Source organism: Aquirufa sp. Wall-65K1, from assembly GCF_054558475.1.
Genome location: NZ_JBPXKD010000002.1, coordinates 403,910 through 418,835, shown reverse-complemented (window position 1 = coordinate 418,835; position 14,926 = coordinate 403,910). Strand labels below are relative to the sequence as shown.

General features: G+C 37.5%; 16 protein-coding genes and 1 pseudogene. 10 read left to right on the top strand and 7 right to left on the bottom strand.

Going from position 1 to position 14,926, the window contains the following annotated elements; translation table 11 throughout:
- Nucleotides 1–2: 2 nt before the first annotated feature.
- The 3 genes from ACST15_RS05080 to ACST15_RS05070 all read left to right on the top strand — a co-directional run bounded on the left by ACST15_RS05080 (nucleotide 3) and on the right by ACST15_RS05070 (nucleotide 1,897).
- Entirely contained in the window at nucleotides 3–932 is a 930-nt protein-coding gene (locus ACST15_RS05080; RefSeq protein WP_459453597.1) for a hydroxypyruvate isomerase family protein, read from the top strand.
- Between the two features lie 63 nt (nucleotides 933–995).
- Entirely contained in the window at nucleotides 996–1,283 is a 288-nt protein-coding gene (locus ACST15_RS05075; RefSeq protein ID WP_459453596.1) for an autorepressor SdpR family transcription factor, read from the top strand.
- A 56-nt stretch (nucleotides 1,284–1,339) separates the two neighbouring features.
- Nucleotides 1,340–1,897 carry a hypothetical protein gene (locus ACST15_RS05070; RefSeq protein ID WP_459453595.1) on the top strand — a complete coding sequence of 186 codons (558 nt, stop codon included), beginning with the start codon at nucleotides 1,340–1,342 and terminating at the stop codon, nucleotides 1,895–1,897.
- On the opposite strand, the gene ACST15_RS05065 is transcribed toward ACST15_RS05070, so the two are convergent.
- Genes ACST15_RS05065 through ACST15_RS05055 form a run of 3 tightly spaced genes read right to left on the bottom strand, consistent with a single transcriptional unit; the run spans nucleotide 1,894 to nucleotide 4,748 of the window.
- The gene (locus ACST15_RS05065) at nucleotides 1,894–3,159 is read right to left on the bottom strand and encodes an MFS transporter (RefSeq protein WP_459453593.1); all 1,266 of its coding nucleotides are present in this window, start codon (nucleotides 3,157–3,159) and stop codon (nucleotides 1,894–1,896) included. The two genes, ACST15_RS05070 and ACST15_RS05065, sit on opposite strands and share 4 nt — an antisense overlap.
- Complete coding sequence (locus tag ACST15_RS05060; protein ID WP_459453592.1) at nucleotides 3,140–3,937, bottom strand: hypothetical protein; 798 nt, start codon at nucleotides 3,935–3,937, stop codon at nucleotides 3,140–3,142. The genes ACST15_RS05065 and ACST15_RS05060 overlap by 20 nt, the downstream gene beginning before the upstream one ends.
- The gene (locus tag ACST15_RS05055; RefSeq protein ID WP_459453591.1) at nucleotides 3,924–4,748 is read right to left on the bottom strand and encodes an MOSC domain-containing protein; all 825 of its coding nucleotides are present in this window, start codon (nucleotides 4,746–4,748) and stop codon (nucleotides 3,924–3,926) included. Before ACST15_RS05055 ends, ACST15_RS05060 begins: the two co-directional genes overlap by 14 nt.
- Nucleotides 4,749–4,865: 117 nt before the next feature.
- Between ACST15_RS05055 and ACST15_RS05050 the strand changes: the two genes are divergently transcribed.
- Nucleotides 4,866–6,185, top strand: coding sequence for a TolC family protein (locus ACST15_RS05050; protein ID WP_459453590.1), 1,320 nt, complete (start codon nucleotides 4,866–4,868; stop codon nucleotides 6,183–6,185).
- On the opposite strand, the gene ACST15_RS05045 is transcribed toward ACST15_RS05050, so the two are convergent.
- Entirely contained in the window at nucleotides 6,156–7,967 is a 1,812-nt protein-coding gene (locus ACST15_RS05045) for an ABC transporter ATP-binding protein (RefSeq protein WP_459453589.1), read from the bottom strand. The genes ACST15_RS05050 and ACST15_RS05045 overlap by 30 nt on opposite strands.
- A 114-nt stretch (nucleotides 7,968–8,081) precedes the next feature.
- Between ACST15_RS05045 and nusB the strand changes: the two genes are divergently transcribed.
- Genes nusB through ACST15_RS05015 form a run of 6 tightly spaced genes read left to right on the top strand, consistent with a single transcriptional unit; the run spans nucleotide 8,082 to nucleotide 13,541 of the window.
- Nucleotides 8,082–9,221 (top strand): transcription antitermination factor NusB, encoded by a 1,140-nt coding sequence (nusB, locus tag ACST15_RS05040; RefSeq protein WP_459453587.1) that lies wholly within the window; start codon nucleotides 8,082–8,084, stop codon nucleotides 9,219–9,221.
- Between the two features lies 1 nt (nucleotide 9,222).
- On the top strand, nucleotides 9,223–9,522 hold the full coding sequence (locus ACST15_RS05035; RefSeq protein WP_459453586.1) for a YtxH domain-containing protein: 300 nt from the start codon (nucleotides 9,223–9,225) through the stop codon (nucleotides 9,520–9,522).
- Nucleotide 9,523: 1 nt separating this feature from the next.
- Nucleotides 9,524–9,961 carry a DUF1573 domain-containing protein gene (locus ACST15_RS05030; protein ID WP_459453584.1) on the top strand — a complete coding sequence of 146 codons (438 nt, stop codon included), beginning with the start codon at nucleotides 9,524–9,526 and terminating at the stop codon, nucleotides 9,959–9,961.
- A 17-nt stretch (nucleotides 9,962–9,978) separates the two neighbouring features.
- Complete coding sequence (yajC, locus tag ACST15_RS05025; protein ID WP_109323432.1) at nucleotides 9,979–10,269, top strand: preprotein translocase subunit YajC; 291 nt, start codon at nucleotides 9,979–9,981, stop codon at nucleotides 10,267–10,269.
- Nucleotides 10,270–10,273: 4 nt separating this feature from the next.
- Nucleotides 10,274–11,695 (top strand): dephospho-CoA kinase, encoded by a 1,422-nt coding sequence (coaE, locus tag ACST15_RS05020; protein ID WP_459453583.1) that lies wholly within the window; start codon nucleotides 10,274–10,276, stop codon nucleotides 11,693–11,695.
- Nucleotides 11,696–11,735: 40 nt separating this feature from the next.
- Nucleotides 11,736–13,541, top strand: coding sequence for a DNA polymerase III subunit gamma/tau (locus ACST15_RS05015; RefSeq protein WP_459453582.1), 1,806 nt, complete (start codon nucleotides 11,736–11,738; stop codon nucleotides 13,539–13,541).
- On the opposite strand, the gene ACST15_RS05010 is transcribed toward ACST15_RS05015, so the two are convergent.
- The 3 genes and pseudogenes from ACST15_RS05010 to ACST15_RS05000 form a co-directional block, all read right to left on the bottom strand.
- A complete protein-coding gene (locus ACST15_RS05010; protein ID WP_459453580.1) occupies nucleotides 13,538–13,843 on the bottom strand; it encodes a helix-turn-helix domain-containing protein in 306 nt (101 codons plus the stop codon). The two genes, ACST15_RS05015 and ACST15_RS05010, sit on opposite strands and share 4 nt — an antisense overlap.
- A pseudogene (locus tag ACST15_RS05005) lies at nucleotides 13,824–14,087 on the bottom strand (type II toxin-antitoxin system RelE/ParE family toxin); the annotation flags it as partial. The gene ACST15_RS05010 and the pseudogene ACST15_RS05005, both read right to left, overlap by 20 nt.
- A gap of 255 nt (nucleotides 14,088–14,342) precedes the next feature.
- Nucleotides 14,343–14,876 (bottom strand): DUF1697 domain-containing protein, encoded by a 534-nt coding sequence (locus ACST15_RS05000; protein WP_459453579.1) that lies wholly within the window; start codon nucleotides 14,874–14,876, stop codon nucleotides 14,343–14,345.
- Nucleotides 14,877–14,926: the final 50 nt, after the last annotated feature.

Below are 14,926 nucleotides of genomic sequence, written 5' to 3'. Positions count from 1 at the left end.
ACATGGATCGTCGTTCCTTTGCCCAAATGATGGGCGGAAGCTTATTAGGAGCAGGTATTACAAGTAGCCAGCCTACTTTAGCTGCTTCATCGAGTCAATTACACAGCCTAGCTGCAGAACCTCCTTTTAGTTTAAAGTATGCCCCCCATTTTGGCATGTTTAAAAATCATGCTGGAAATGATGAAATAGACCAATTAAAATTCATGCATGAAATGGGATTTCGTGCCTTGGAAGACAATGATATGATGGCTAAAAGCCCTGAGCTTCAAGCGAAAATCGGTGATACATTGACTAAACTAGGTATGACCATGGGTGTTTTTGTGGTTAAATTTGATGGCTTTTTTGATACCCAACACATGACCACTGGCAAAAAAGAAGCTACGGAAATGTTTTTGAAAGCATGTAAAACGGCGGTTGAAACAGCCAAACGCTGTAATGCCAAATGGATGACTGTTGTCCCAGGAAATTTCAGCCGTAAACTACCACTAGGTATTCAAACTGGCCATGTGATTGATAACCTAAAACGTGGAGCCGAAATTTTTGAACCCCATAATTTAACAATGGTTTTAGAGCCATTAAGTGATAATCCCGATTTATTCTTACGCTATTCAGATCAAACGTATATGATTTGCAGAGCTGTAGGCAGTCCTGCTTGTAAGATTTTATTTGACATGTATCACATGCAGCGCAATGAAGGAAACATGATTGCAAATATGGATTTATGCTGGGAAGAAATCGCCTACATGCAGATTGGGGATAATCCAGGCAGAAAAGAACCTACCACAGGTGAGGTAAACCATGCCAACATTTTTAAGCACCTAAGAAAGAAAGGTTATACTGGTGTATTGGGAATGGAACACGGAAATTTCTATCCTGGTAAGGACGGTGAGGTAAAATTAATTGAGGCTTATCGAAAGGAAGACAAAGGATAATTCCATCGAAAATTTGGAATACTACCTTTATATTTAAATATTTGTTTAATTATTTAAAATATTATGGATATTGTATTCAAGGCAATCAATGATCCAACTCGAAGAGAAATACTTCGCTTTTTGACCCATGGCCCTCAAAATGCAGGGACAATTGCGCAGCAATTCAACATGACGAAGCCTAGTATTTCTCATCATTTGGATTTATTGAAACAAGCTCAGCTTATCGATTTCAGTAAGAATGGACAATTCCTTGTCTATACTCTTAATAAATCTGGCTTTGAAACCATACATGCTTGGTTTCAGCCATTTACTATGTTTTTCGAATTACCTAAGCCGAAAATCCGACTTTAATTTAGGTTTGACAAAAGCCAATCTTTCTTTAATTTCGTTTTCAAATTGCCATACCTATGAACCATTCTCTTCCTACATCTTTATCTTTTCTTCGTTCAGAACTTCCTTCCCATTGGGTTGGTATAGGAGTGATTCAATTACCTAAGCGTAATATTTTTCAATCCATTGGTGATTACTTTGCCGAGAAATCAGGAAAACAGCGTATTTCATTTGTCGTGGTGAATGAGGGGTCACTCAAAACATTACATTACCAAGGAGCTCAATTAATTTCAACCGAATTGATTGATATACATAATTTAGATCATTTTTATTTCTCGGAAGGAAACACATCTGACGGCCTAGTTTCTCTCTTCAATTGCGAAGCGAGTTTGATAGTTTCCAAAAGCAAAAAAGGTGATTTAAAATTAAAGGACTATTTTCTCAAAATCATGCCTGCTTTATTGGGCGAAAATGCGGAACCCATTCGTAAAATTGAAGACATTCAATGGGCACAGAACAGCAAAAAACAAATTGCAGAAGTATTAAAGCATTGGCCAGAGCAAATCAAAGCTAGAAAAGATAAAGAGGAAGCTGAAGAAAAAGCTAGATTAGCCCAAGAAGCCCATATAAGCTAATCCTCAGATTCTATCTTTTTAGCCACTTTCAATTTCAGTAAGTCTTTGGAATTGATGGCCACCAAGCTGACTATTACTAGCGTAGCTGTAGCACCAAGCAAGACAGAAGGAACTGTACCCAATAATTTAGCCATCAAACCGGATTCAAAAGCACCCAATTCATTGGAAGAGCTTACAAATATTCCGTTAACCGAGGAAACTCTTCCCCGCATTTCATCAGGAGTATAAAAACGTAGCACGGTTTGTCGGATGACGACACTCACCGAATCAAATGCGCCGGTAAAAAACAAAGCCAAAACAGATAACCAAAAATTGGTGGAAATGCCAAACACAAGGGTGGCCACCCCAAATCCGGCAATAGCTATCAGTAAATTACGCCAAGCTTTTTCCAGCGGAGGATAATAAATCATAAAAGCCATGGATAATAAGGCACCTATGGAGGGGGCGGCTCTCAAAATACCTAATCCCTCCGCTCCCACTTTCAAAATATCCTCTGCAAAAATGGGCAATATGGCAATCACTCCTCCAAATAGAACGGAGAACAAATCTAAGGAAATGGCATACAGGATAATCTTTGTTTTAAATACATAAACGATACCCTCTTTTAAACTTTGCCAAATAGATTCATGCGTTTTTGCCTTGGGAGGAACGGGCCTTTTCTTGATAAAAAACAAACAAGTCATTACCCCCAATAAAAATACAATCACTGTTTCCAAAGAACCGGCTAAACCTAAATAAGCATAAAGAAAACCAGCCATACCAGGCCCTAAAATTGCCCCCAATTGCCAAAAAGAACTATTCCAAGTTGCCGCGTTAGCAAATACTTCTTTGGGAACCAAAAAGGGATTTAAGGAAGAAGCCGCTGGACTAAAAAATCCTTTTGAAAGTCCAATCAGAAAAATCACAAAATAAATAGTATAGATATGAACATCAGGACTTTGAGAGTCTAATTGAAGGCTAGAATACAACAAAAGAAATGAGCCTAAGATGATGACCGATAAGGAAATTTGCATAATCTTTCGCTTATCTCGGTTATCCGCATAATGGCCCCCAAAAAGTGCTAAAGAAATGTAAGGTATCACTTCTGCTAGACCTATTAAACCCAGGGCCAAAGGGTTGTGGGTAATCTTGTATATTTCATAAGATACAATAACCTCCTGCATTAACAGGGCCATCGTAAATAAGGTATTGCCCACAATAAAGGCACGAAACTCAGGAAACTTTAATGCGCTGTAAGCGTCCTTATTTTGAAAAAAACTCATAGGCGAAATACAAAATGGGGCTACAATAAGCTAGTTCTCCCCACATACGGGAACCTTGCTTGTCTTTTGAAAAATAATGAATCCAAGTTTGTATGGCAAATGTAATGGCAAATGGCAAAAAAGCGATTTTTTTATCTCCATAAAATAACACAACTAGTAATAGTACTAAAAAAAGCACCTCCACTCCTATTAAAGTTCTTTTCCATGAAAATACGCTGGCCAAAGCTTGATTATTTTGACTAAGTTCCCACATCGTAAACATCGCTAAATTTTGAAATACGAGCAGAAATAAGCCCAGCCCAAGGAAAAGTGCCCACATAGTGCCTGGTATCCTATAAAACGTACTTGCACCCACTCCCAAGGTATAGAGGAAAGCTGTAGCCAGCTCTTTACTGCCCAAAATCCTATTCCATACCCCATAATACCACAAAAGCCAATAAATCAACATGGCTAAGCACAAACATATTCCAAAATAAATCAACCCAACAGGTAATTCTCGAAGGCTAAAAACACCCAACAGTCCTAAAAACAACAATATAATTTTAATCATGGGAATATGTTGCGTTTGAAAAACATGCCTTTCATCAGATGAAGCTTCTTTTTTACGATCGATCATTCGATCAATGAGGTAAATTCCCCAAACAGAACAAGCCAAAGAAATTTGTTCCGCCCAGGTAGGCATTTCTCCCAATAAAATTTGATGCAAAAGTGCTTGAAAAGCAAGACTGCCCAAAACAACATCTAAACTTAAAAAGTGAACAAGTTTAATAAGCCGCATCTTGATAGGTAAGGACTTGAATATGTTCTCCCACTGCGATTTTCCCTAAACTTTCAGGAACAAATTGCTGACCAAAATATACCTTATTGCCTATTTTTCGAATTTGAGAAAGTGCCCCCATGACCTCTTTTTGAATTGTGCCCTTTTTCGGATCTACTGTGATCAATTGACATCTTGCACAGGGCTTAGCTCCGAATAATTGAATATCTTGAATGCGTATTTGTCTCCAAGTATCTTCCTCAAATGCAGCAGCTCCTTTTACAATGATATTCGCCCGAAAACGCAATCGGTCTACAGATTGCTCCATTTGCTTCTCTAATGCCTCAAATGAGGCTTCGGAGCAAAGTAAAATGGGTAAAGCATCAGCAAATGAACTATCCTTCGCTAAGCTTGTTTGGTATTTCTCCTTCATCAGGCGAGGAGAGTCATGGCTTAAATGAACTAAATAGACTTTCTCTTGCAGTAGTTGACTAAACCATTCTGACCAATCTTCCAAAACAATTCTTGCCTCCAATTGATCCTCCCAAATTTCCACCAACATTGAATTTCCAAGTTCAACGCTTGGATGTAATAATTTACTTATACCCGTCAGCTTGTCCTCAACTAAAAAACCTTCATCCCGAAGTCTCAACTGAAAGCGAGTTAAATCTGGACGTGTGCGTTGGGTGATAAACTTTCCATCGGCAGAAACCAACATAAATCGGCGATCTCCTACTAAGCCTTGAATTTCTACCTGGGCCTCCCTTAGGGATATGGCTCCCAAGGATTTAATGGGATAAATATAGATTTGAGATATTTCGAGTGTAGGCATAAAACAAAAATAGGGAAAAACAGAGCAAAATAGCTATGGGTACTTGTGTGGTATAAGTATCGGAAAATGCATCAAAATCACTATGTTTGTTAATTATATATGCCAAATAGATTACCTATGAAGATATCAGGCCTAAGCTTTAGCCTCCTTTTTGTACTTTCCGTGAGTATTTTTCCAACCCAAGCTCAAAAAAACTTGAGTTTGGAAGATGCCATTCAACAAGGATTACAGAACCACTTTTCGATACAAGTTGCCAAGAAAAGAGAAAAACAAGCTCTTAACGACAATACCCTCGGTAATGCTGGATTTTTACCAACCATAACCGGTAACTTCAATAAAAACTATACGGTTTCGGGCCTAAATCAGGAATTTTTTGGTGGAATTCGACCTCCTTTGGTTCAATCAGGTGTTAATTCAAATTCATCCAATACAGGTCTTGCAATGGTTTGGACCTTATATGATGGAAAAGGCATGTTCATCCTGAGAGATCGATTCAAGGAATTACAAAACTTGGGTGCCAAACAAACTGAAGCCACTATTGAAAATTTAATCGCCTTAATAAGCTCTTCATATTATGACATCATTCGTCAAGATTTACGAGTAAACAATTTCAAAAAAGGATTAGAAATATCGAATGACCGACTTAAACTTGCAAAGGATCGTTTTGAGGTTGGTCAAGGTTCAAAAGTAGATTTTTACTCAGCTCAGGTAGATTTCAATGAAGATAAAGCTCTTTTATTAGCTCAGGAGCAATCATTCCTAAGTACTAAAATTAATTTCAATACGCTTTTAGTGAGGGATCACCTAGCTGATTTCAATGTTATTCCGGCGATAGATTTACTACCTAAATTGAAATTAGAAGAATTGAAAAATCAAGCTCTTCAACAAAACCCTAGTTTGATTTCTGCTTTGCTCAACAAAAAAGTAGCGGAATTAGACATCAAAAGCCTACAAAGCCAACAACAACCCGTGGTAGATTTATTAGCAGGCTACAACTACAATACGGTTAATAACGGAGCTGGATTTGGGGTTGCGAAAGGAAGTAGTGATGTCATGAATTACGGTATTCGTGCCACCATCAACATATTTGATGGTAGTAACCAAAAGCGTCGAATTCAAAATGCCAAAATCAATGCCGAAATCGCAGATTTGCAAATTGCTGATTTAAAAAACAACTTGATTTCGAATATTGAGAGAGCCTATGGGAATTATGAAAATGCTTTGAATTTAATTAACCTAGAAACAGAAAATTACAGCATTGCTAAGCAAAACATCGATATTGCCTTTGACCGTTTTAAAGTAGGTATAGCTACTTCCTATGAATTAAGAGAAGTGCAAAGAAATGCAGTTGCGGCTGAAACCCGATTAATTGAAGCTAAATTTGCTGCAAAAACTGCTGAAATTGAATTAATTCGATTGAGTGGTAACTTGCTCTAATTCCTGCTTTTTCTGATTTAATTGTTGCTGGTATAATTCGTAATAACTACCCTTCTTCTTCATTAAAGTAGTGTGGGTTCCTTGTTCTACGATCTGTCCATCATGCAAAACAAAAACCCTTTTCGCTAATTTGGCAGAAGATACCCGGTGTGAAATAATCACACACGTTTTACCTTCCATGATGTGTTTCAGGTGATTTAATATTTTATGCTCTGTTTGCGTGTCTACGGCCGATAAGCAATCATCTAGCACCAGCATTCCTGGATTTTTGGCCAAAGCCCTAGCCAAAGATACCCGTTGTTTTTGTCCACCCGATAAAGTCACTCCCCTTTCTCCCAAAACCGTTTCAAAACGATCAGGAAATTCCATGATGTTTTCATATACATCAGCATATTTGGCGGCTTGCTCCAATTGATCTTGACTTAAATCCGACTTCCCAAAACGAATATTCTCGGCAATGCTTGTGGAGAACAAAAAGACATCTTGAGGCACAAAACCTAAGTCAGTTCGAACCCATTCCATATCCCAATCTTTCAAATCGATACCATCCAACAAGATTCGACCCGCCGAAGGATCATAAAACCGAGCCATTAATGCGGCTATCGTACTTTTTCCTGAACCAGTGGTACCCAATAAGGCTACCGACTCCTCTAGTTCAATTTCAAGATGAATATCTTTCAAAACAAGTCGATCTGTACCGGGATACATAAAATCTACATGCTCAAAGGTCCAACGACCTTGAATTTTTTGGCGAATTTGTTTACCTGTTACCAATTCTGATTTAACCTGTAAAAATTCATTGATCCGAGCTTGTGAAGCTGCAGCTCGCTGAATTTGAGAACTAGTCCAGCCCAAGGCTGTCACGGGCCAAGTCAGCATGAATACGTACATGATAAACTCGGTGATATTCCCCACCGAGATTCTGCCTGCCATCACTTCTTGGGAGCCCACATAAACCACCAACAACGTGGAAAAACCCACCAATAAAGAAATTAATGGGGTAAATAATGAATCAACTTGAACTAAGTCTAAAGACTTCTTGCGGTAATTGGCAGATGCCTCAGCAAATGCTTGAACCGACTCCTTTTCTCGAACAAATGACTTCAAAACCCGAATCCCTGAAAAGGCCTCCTGGGCAAAGGTTGATATCGTGGACAAGCCTGCTTGAATTTCTTCTGATTTTCTTAAGACCAAGGAATTGACATAATATATACTCACAGAAAGTATCGGCAGAGGTAATAACACGTACCACATCAAGGTTTGATTGACATGCCACATATAATAAATTACCAAAACAAACACACAAATAAGGTTCAAACCATACATCACACTGGGACCTACGTACATACGTACTTTACTGACATCCTCAGAGATACGGGCCATTAAATCTCCTGTGTTCTGCTTTCTATAAAAGGACAAAGGTAAGGTTTGATAATGGGCGTAAATTTCATTCTTCATATCGTATTCGATATGTCGAGACATCACAATGAGTGTTTGGCGGACCATGAACAAAAAGACACCTTTGATAAAGGCCATTAAGATAATAAGTCCACCATAAAAGAATAAAGTAGCTGCAAAAACCTCATAAAAGGCGCCTTGAAGGGAGAATTGTTTAAATAGAAAATAAACGTCTATGGTCTCTGTCACTAAATCCAATGCATAGCGAACCAATTGTGCTGGAACTACCCCGAAAAAATTGGAACAAAAAGTAAACAGGATACCAAGGAATAGCAGCCATTTATACTTCCAAAAATATTGATTGAGGTGACTTAGTGCGCCCATGCTTAATTTACTTCTAACAAAGATAGAATCTTTATCAATTAAAATCCTTAATTTTGTGTTTCAAACAACAAGAACGCTCTTTATTTTCGGATGGTAAACAGGAGATTACTTCGGGTGAAAGCATTTCAGCAACTGTATGCTTACAACACGCAAGAACGTGCCCAATATCAATTGGCTTTTGACGAATTAGCTGTCATTTTTCAGCCAGATTTATCACTCATGGTCGCAAAGGAAGAACAAGCTCCCCGACTAGAAGGCCTAAAGAAATTGGCTGAGATCCAATTAAACGAGTTTTTCCAAGAAATCCCCAGCGAAGAAAGCATCCCCCCTGAATCCATGGCCGCGGCGAAGTCGGTTTATAAGACCTACCTCAACAATACCAAGAAAATTGCTGAAAAGTTAAAAAAGGACATGGTAAAGGAGGTCGAGTCCATCTACAAACAATACTTAAAAATCCTTTTTTATCTCCAACATTTGTCTGACATAGCCGTTTGGGATGAAAACCGACGTTTATTAGAGAATCCAATCAAGACCTCACAGTTAAGTAAAAATAAGGTTTTAGCCATCATGCCAAAATGGAAAGCTCTACAACAAGCTTTTGAAGACCAACATATTGGATGGTCCGAAGATGAAGAAAATAGAATCAAGAAATTATTTTTGGATGTCATTTTATTGGATCAAACATTTGTTGACTACCTACCCAATGCCGGTAAAAGCTTTGATGATGACATCGAAATGATTCGCTATATTTTAAAAACATTTATTCTAAAACACTCGAGTATGACCGAGTATTTTGAAGAAAAAGATTTAAATTGGCATCTTAATAAGGATGTAGTTAAAAGCTTATCGACTAAAACTTTCAAAGTGGATGCTTTAGAAGATTTAAGTTTACAGCCCTTAGCTCTTCAGTGGGAAGATGATAAAATTTTCTTCGAAGAGTTGTTTGAAAGTACAATCCAAAACGACAAAGATTTGGTTCATTGGATTGGGGATCAAACAAAAAATTGGGAGTCTGATCGTCTTGCCATGGCTGATTTCATTTTATTGAAAATGGCCTTAACTGAGATGATTAAATTTTCCAGCATACCCGTTAAAGTAAGTATTAACGAGTACATTGAATTAGCTAAAAATTACTCAACCCCTAAATCAGGTCAATTCATCAATGGTATATTAGATGTAATTTCACTGAGGTTGATCAACGAGAAAATAATTACTAAATCAGGTCGAGGATTAATCGACATAGCTAGCAAATAATATGAGTAGATCATCAAAATCCTTTTGGGCATTTGTCGTAGGAGCTGCCACAGGTGCTATTATCGGAATTTTATATGCCCCTGATAAAGGTGAGAATACAAGAAATAAATTATATTTTCAGCTTAACAAATACAGAGAGCAATTGAGACAATTGATCAATGATATTGTGGAAGGGAAAGAAGTTCCTGAAACATTAGCTAAATCTGAAGGCAAAAAGGTTGTCAATGACACCAAAGTAAAAGCCGAAAAATTGTTGGAGGATGTGGAGAAAATGATGAGTCAGATTAAAGCAAAGCCTTAAGATGAAGTATTTCATTGCCTTGTGCTTATGTAGCCTCCTCGCTTGTACTAATAAGCAAAAAGAGGCTAGAAATTCAACGGAGGAATCAATTCCAATGGAATTAAGACCATCCATTGAAAAGCACCCTGTTATGAAATTTGACCAGCCTATGGTTTACTTAGGAAAAATAACCGAAGGCGATAGTATATCTTATACCTTTCATTTTAAAAATGAGGGGAATATGCCCTTGAAAATTTTGACAGTTAATGCTTCTTGCGGCTGTACAACCCCCAAGTGGAGCAAAGAATTAGTTATGCCGGGCAAAAAAGGATTTATCAAAGTAAGTTTTGATTCCAAAGGGAAGGAAGGTAAAGTTCAAAAAACGGTGACGGCCTATTGCAACACCATGCCATCTGATAATATGGTGGCATTTAAAGTAGAAATTCAGAGAAAAAAATAATTAATAAACTAATAACTATGGCTAACAATCCTCAAATCATGCAAATCTTCCTTTTTGGTGGAATCTTTGTCGTGTTTTATTTTTTCATGATTCGCCCACAACAAAAAAAGGCGAAAGAAGCAAAAAAATTCATTGATGAATTAAAAACAGGTGATAAAGTAGTAACCATTGGTGGAGTACATGGAACTGTCGTTTCCATCCGCGAAAAAACTTTGGTAGTAGAAATTGACTCAAGCAAAGGAGTACGCGTGGTTTTTGAAAAATCAGCTATTTCAAAAGATGCTTCTTCTCGCTTAACAGAAGAATAAACTCATGAATAAAAGCCTACGACCTTTATTAGGGATCACAGGCGGAATGGGATCCGGCAAATCAATCATTTGTCGGATTTTTTCATGTCTAGGCATTCCCATATTCGAAGCCGACAAAGTTGCTCATCACTTAATAGAAACAAATCCAGCCATTCAACAAAAAATCATCGGTATTTTTGGCCCAAAAAGTTTTGATCCTCAAGGAAACTATAACCGAGACCATATTCGTAGCCAAGTAAAATCAAATAATGATTTATTGGCGGCTTTAAACCATATTATTCACCCCGCCGTTCGTGAAGCTTTACAAGTTTGGGCTCAAGAACCCAGTGCAGCTCCCTTTAAATTATACGAGGCTGCTTTGTTGACGAATAAAAATAAACCTTCTTATATTTCACAAATAATAGCTGTTGATTGCCCTTTAGAAGAGCGCATGGAACGACTACAAAAACGAAACCAATTAACTTTTGAAGACAATATGAAATTAGTAAAAAACCAACCTAGTCAAGAACAATACCTTGAAGGAGCCGATTTAATAATCACAAATGGGAAAAACGACCGTGTATGGCCTCAAGTAGCGTCTATTTTCAAAAAGCTTTCTATTGTGTTAATCACTTTGGCACTTTTTAGTCAGAGTAGTTTAGGACAAATCAAAGCCATGACCTTTAATATACGAATGGATACCAAGTCAGATGGTGTCAATCAATGGGCTAATCGCAAAGATCATTGTGCGGAACTTGTTAGCTATCACCAAGCCGATATTATTGGCATGCAAGAAGCTTTTATTCATCAAATCAAGGATTTTGCCGAAAGGTTACCGGGTTTTGCTTGGTTTGGCCGTGGGCGTGATGATGGCAAGGAAGAAGGTGAATTTTCTCCTTTATTCTATAATACCAAGAAATTTAAAGTATTAGAACAAAAGACTTTTTGGTTATCTGATTCCTGCGATAAAGTAGGTTTTGGTTGGGATGCAGCTTGTCGACGGGTGGTTACTTGGGGACATTTTCAGGACTTAAAAACAAAAAAGAAATTCTACGTTTTTAATACGCATTTTGACCATTTAGGAAAAGTAGCACGCCGAGAAAGTGCCAAATTGGTCTTAGCCAAAATCAAAGAAATAGCACAGAATAGCCCCGTTATTTTATTGGGAGACTTCAATGCCAAACCCGATGATGAACCTATCCAAATTCTTGTGGATACGAAGAACCCAGATAGATTAACGAATTCGGAAAGTATCAGTAAGCTAGGCCATTATGGGCCTAAGAATACCTTCAATGCTTTCAAAGAGGAAAGAGAGAATAGCCAAATTGATTATATTTTTGTAAAGAATGGCGTGACATGCGAGCAACATGCAACGCATTCAGAGACCTGGGCTAACCGTTTTCCAACTGACCATTTCCCGGTAAGTGCTACCCTCCGAATCCCTTAAATCAATTTGGGTTTTATGACCTCAAATTGTAACTTGCAGTATGGAAAATTTTATTGTTTCTGCGCGAAAATACCGTCCCACCCTGTTTGATTCAGTGGTTGGTCAGAACCATATTACCACCACATTAAAGAATGCGATAAAGTCTAATCACTTAGCCCAAGCTTTCTTATTTTGTGGCCCAAGGGGAGTTGGTAAAACTACCTGTGCTCGTATTTTAGCTAAAACAATCAATTGCGAAAATCAAACTCCTGAGGGTGAAGCTTGCGGAACCTGTTCTTCTTGCCAATCATTTCAGGAAAATACTTCGCTGACCATTCATGAATTAGATGCGGCTTCCAATAACTCAGTAGATGACATACGCAGCTTGATTGATCAAGTACGCTATCCACCTCAAAGTGGCCGGTATAAGGTCTATATCATAGATGAGGTACATATGCTTTCTGCTCAAGCATTTAATGCCTTTCTAAAAACCTTAGAAGAACCTCCCTCCTATGCTATTTTCATCTTGGCTACGACGGAAAAGCATAAAATCTTGCCAACTATTTTATCGCGTTGTCAAATCTTTGATTTCAACCGCATCAAATGGCAAGATATGGCTTTGCACTTAGCATCTATTGCCGAAAAAGAGCAAATCACGGCGGAACCAGCCGCCTTGGAATTGATTTCCATCAAGGCAGATGGAGGTTTGCGTGACGCCTTGTCCATGTTTGATCTCAATGTCACCTTTTCAACGGACAATACCTTACGTCATAAAGCTGTTTTAGAAAATTTACATATTCTCGATAGCGACTATTATTTCAGCCTAACAGATCATTTATTAGAGCAAAATCATACTGCCGTGCTTCTTCTGATAGAAGAGATTATGCGCAAAGGATTTGATGGATTACAATTCATTTCAGGGCTGATGGAACACTTGCGTTTACTACTTTACGCTAAGGACCCGAAGACTTTGACTTTGATGGAAATGAGTGAGGAAAGTAAGGCAAAGTTCAAAAAACAAGCCGAATTGACAAGTACCTCATTTTTACTTTCAGCCATGAATATCTGTGCACAATGTGAGGTAAATTACAAAGGGGCCAAGAATCCAAGATTGCATTTGGATTTAAGTTTGTTGAAAATCAACTACTTAAATTCCGTTTTCAAGCCTAAGCAAACACCTGTGGTGGAGGACAGTGCTGGAAAAAAGCTTGAGGCTTCGGCCAATCCCCCCATTGAGAATGCCACTAAATTAACCGAGGAGCCCATTTCACAGGAGGAAAATATGGTTCCTGTCAAAGAGGAGCTTATTCAACAAGAAATACCCCAAAAAACCGCAGAAGTAAGCGAGAGCAGCCATGCAGGACCTTCTACAAATCCATCCCGACCAAGCATACAAGCGACCGGATTACGTAGTGCCAAAAAGCTAGTTGAAACAAAGCAAACGGAACAAAAAGAAGCTACCTTATTGACTGCTAGTACCACAGGAGCAGAAAACAAAGCATTTGAATTAGCTGATATCAGTCGCGAATGGATGCGCATTGCCAAAGCGTATGAGACTAATCAAGATATCAATAAGTTTGTGATGATGAATCGCCCGATTGAATTGATTGGCACGGTATTGCATCTAAAAGTTGAAAATGAATTACAAATTCAACAGTTTAATGAATCCATCCGCATGGAAGTTCTAAATCAATTACGGACTTCTTTACAAAACTTTGAAATTGACATTGTCTTAGATATCCTGATTCAAGAAAAAAGTGATAAAAAAGTATTGTACACCCAATCAGACAAATACGAATACCTTTCTGAGAAACATCCTATATTAGTGGAGATGAAACAAAGAATGGGATTGGATTACGAATTTTAAATGTCAATGGAAATGTGAAGATGGCCTCCTAAGCCTATTTCCACAATCTTTTTCAAGGTAGATAACCGTACCTCTTTTACGTCGTTTTCAATTTTTGAAATATAGGATTTTGTTGTACCAACTTTCAGCGCTAATTCTTCTTGGGTTAAACCTTGTTGCTTTCTAGCCTCATGCAGTAAAAAACCAAGTTTAAAACCCTGATATCCTAGTTCAAATTCATCTCTACTAGCCTGACCCGACTTCCCATATTCAGTTTCGACCAAGTGATCTAGGCTGATAAATTCACTCTTTTTCGTTTTCATAAATTCCTTTTATTTTAATTGCTTTCATTATTTCCTGTTGATGAATTTTTTGAGATTTCTTTTGAATGGCATGTGTCACCACAATGAAAAAACCATCTTGAAAACAAAATATTCTAAAAATATCAGAGCCAACTTGGATCCTGATTTCATAAATCCCATCAGATGAAACTAATTTTTTAAAATACTCAATTGGTATCCACTCCAATTCTTCTATTAATCTAAAAGTCCATAAAATCTTTTTTTTTACTTCATCAGATTGATATTAAAAAAAAATGAAATTCAATGGAGAATATTTTACCACGCCGATATTTCTTCATTGATTCGTCACATATATTAGACAAAAAGTTTCACTAAAGTGAAATTTTTTTGATGTTAAAAATTATTTGAATTCAAAAAAATAAATAAAGGGAGACAAAAACCTGCATGGATAAGCAGTAAGCGAATATTACCAAGAAACTGATAATGGCTACATTAATAACAAGCCATAAATTAGATCGAGTTAAATCATGTTAGCCAAGGCCAACATGGTCCTCCAATTCCTTGTCGTGATAGGTACTTTCAATTTACTTTCTAAAAAATTATTATTCAATTTGGCTTTACCATAGCCATTAGGAACGTATAAATAAAGGGTTTGATCTATGAGCTGATACCTTTCCTCCTGAAAAATAAAGCTGGCGAGTTTTTCAATATTCTCTACCATTGGTTCAGAGGCTAATAAACTGACATATAACTGGCTTTCATCCATTTCTTGGCCAATAAATGGATTATTGGAGACTATCCGTTTCCATGCAGAGGCACTAAATACTTGTACATCCACTTCAAAACCAAAGGTTTCGAATAGCTTAGATTGAATCTGTCCAACTAATTCTGATGTTGAATATCGCTCATCCTGAAATACCACATTACCACTTTGAATATACGTCTGAACTGCTTGCAAGCCCAAAGATTCCAACATTGCTTTCAAATCAAGCATCTTGATCATTTTTTGACCAGAAACATTGATTCCGCGCAATAAAGTGATATAGGTAGCCATTAGTAACTAATTAGAAGTCGATAAAATCAATTTATTTTTTATTTTGGCAC

What these genes read in the sequence shown, in the direction of transcription:
- ACST15_RS05010 (WP_459453580.1), bottom strand. Translation starts at nt 13,843, where the DNA reads ATGAAAACGAAAAAGAGTGAATTTATCAGCCTAGATCACTTGGTCGAA.
- ACST15_RS05030 (WP_459453584.1), top strand. Translation starts at nt 9,524, where the DNA reads ATGAAGTATTTCATTGCCTTGTGCTTATGTAGCCTCCTCGCTTGTACT.
- ACST15_RS05055 (WP_459453591.1), bottom strand. Translation starts at nt 4,748, where the DNA reads ATGCCTACACTCGAAATATCTCAAATCTATATTTATCCCATTAAATCC.
- ACST15_RS05065 (WP_459453593.1), bottom strand. Translation starts at nt 3,159, where the DNA reads ATGAGTTTTTTTCAAAATAAGGACGCTTACAGCGCATTAAAGTTTCCT.
- ACST15_RS05045 (WP_459453589.1), bottom strand. Translation starts at nt 7,967, where the DNA reads ATGGGCGCACTAAGTCACCTCAATCAATATTTTTGGAAGTATAAATGG.
- ACST15_RS05080 (WP_459453597.1), top strand. Translation starts at nt 3, where the DNA reads ATGGATCGTCGTTCCTTTGCCCAAATGATGGGCGGAAGCTTATTAGGA.
- yajC (WP_109323432.1), top strand. Translation starts at nt 9,979, where the DNA reads ATGGCTAACAATCCTCAAATCATGCAAATCTTCCTTTTTGGTGGAATC.
- coaE (WP_459453583.1), top strand. Translation starts at nt 10,274, where the DNA reads ATGAATAAAAGCCTACGACCTTTATTAGGGATCACAGGCGGAATGGGA.
- ACST15_RS05075 (WP_459453596.1), top strand. Translation starts at nt 996, where the DNA reads ATGGATATTGTATTCAAGGCAATCAATGATCCAACTCGAAGAGAAATA.
- ACST15_RS05050 (WP_459453590.1), top strand. Translation starts at nt 4,866, where the DNA reads ATGAAGATATCAGGCCTAAGCTTTAGCCTCCTTTTTGTACTTTCCGTG.
- ACST15_RS05035 (WP_459453586.1), top strand. Translation starts at nt 9,223, where the DNA reads ATGAGTAGATCATCAAAATCCTTTTGGGCATTTGTCGTAGGAGCTGCC.
- ACST15_RS05060 (WP_459453592.1), bottom strand. Translation starts at nt 3,937, where the DNA reads ATGCGGCTTATTAAACTTGTTCACTTTTTAAGTTTAGATGTTGTTTTG.
- ACST15_RS05015 (WP_459453582.1), top strand. Translation starts at nt 11,736, where the DNA reads ATGGAAAATTTTATTGTTTCTGCGCGAAAATACCGTCCCACCCTGTTT.
- ACST15_RS05070 (WP_459453595.1), top strand. Translation starts at nt 1,340, where the DNA reads ATGAACCATTCTCTTCCTACATCTTTATCTTTTCTTCGTTCAGAACTT.
- ACST15_RS05000 (WP_459453579.1), bottom strand. Translation starts at nt 14,876, where the DNA reads ATGGCTACCTATATCACTTTATTGCGCGGAATCAATGTTTCTGGTCAA.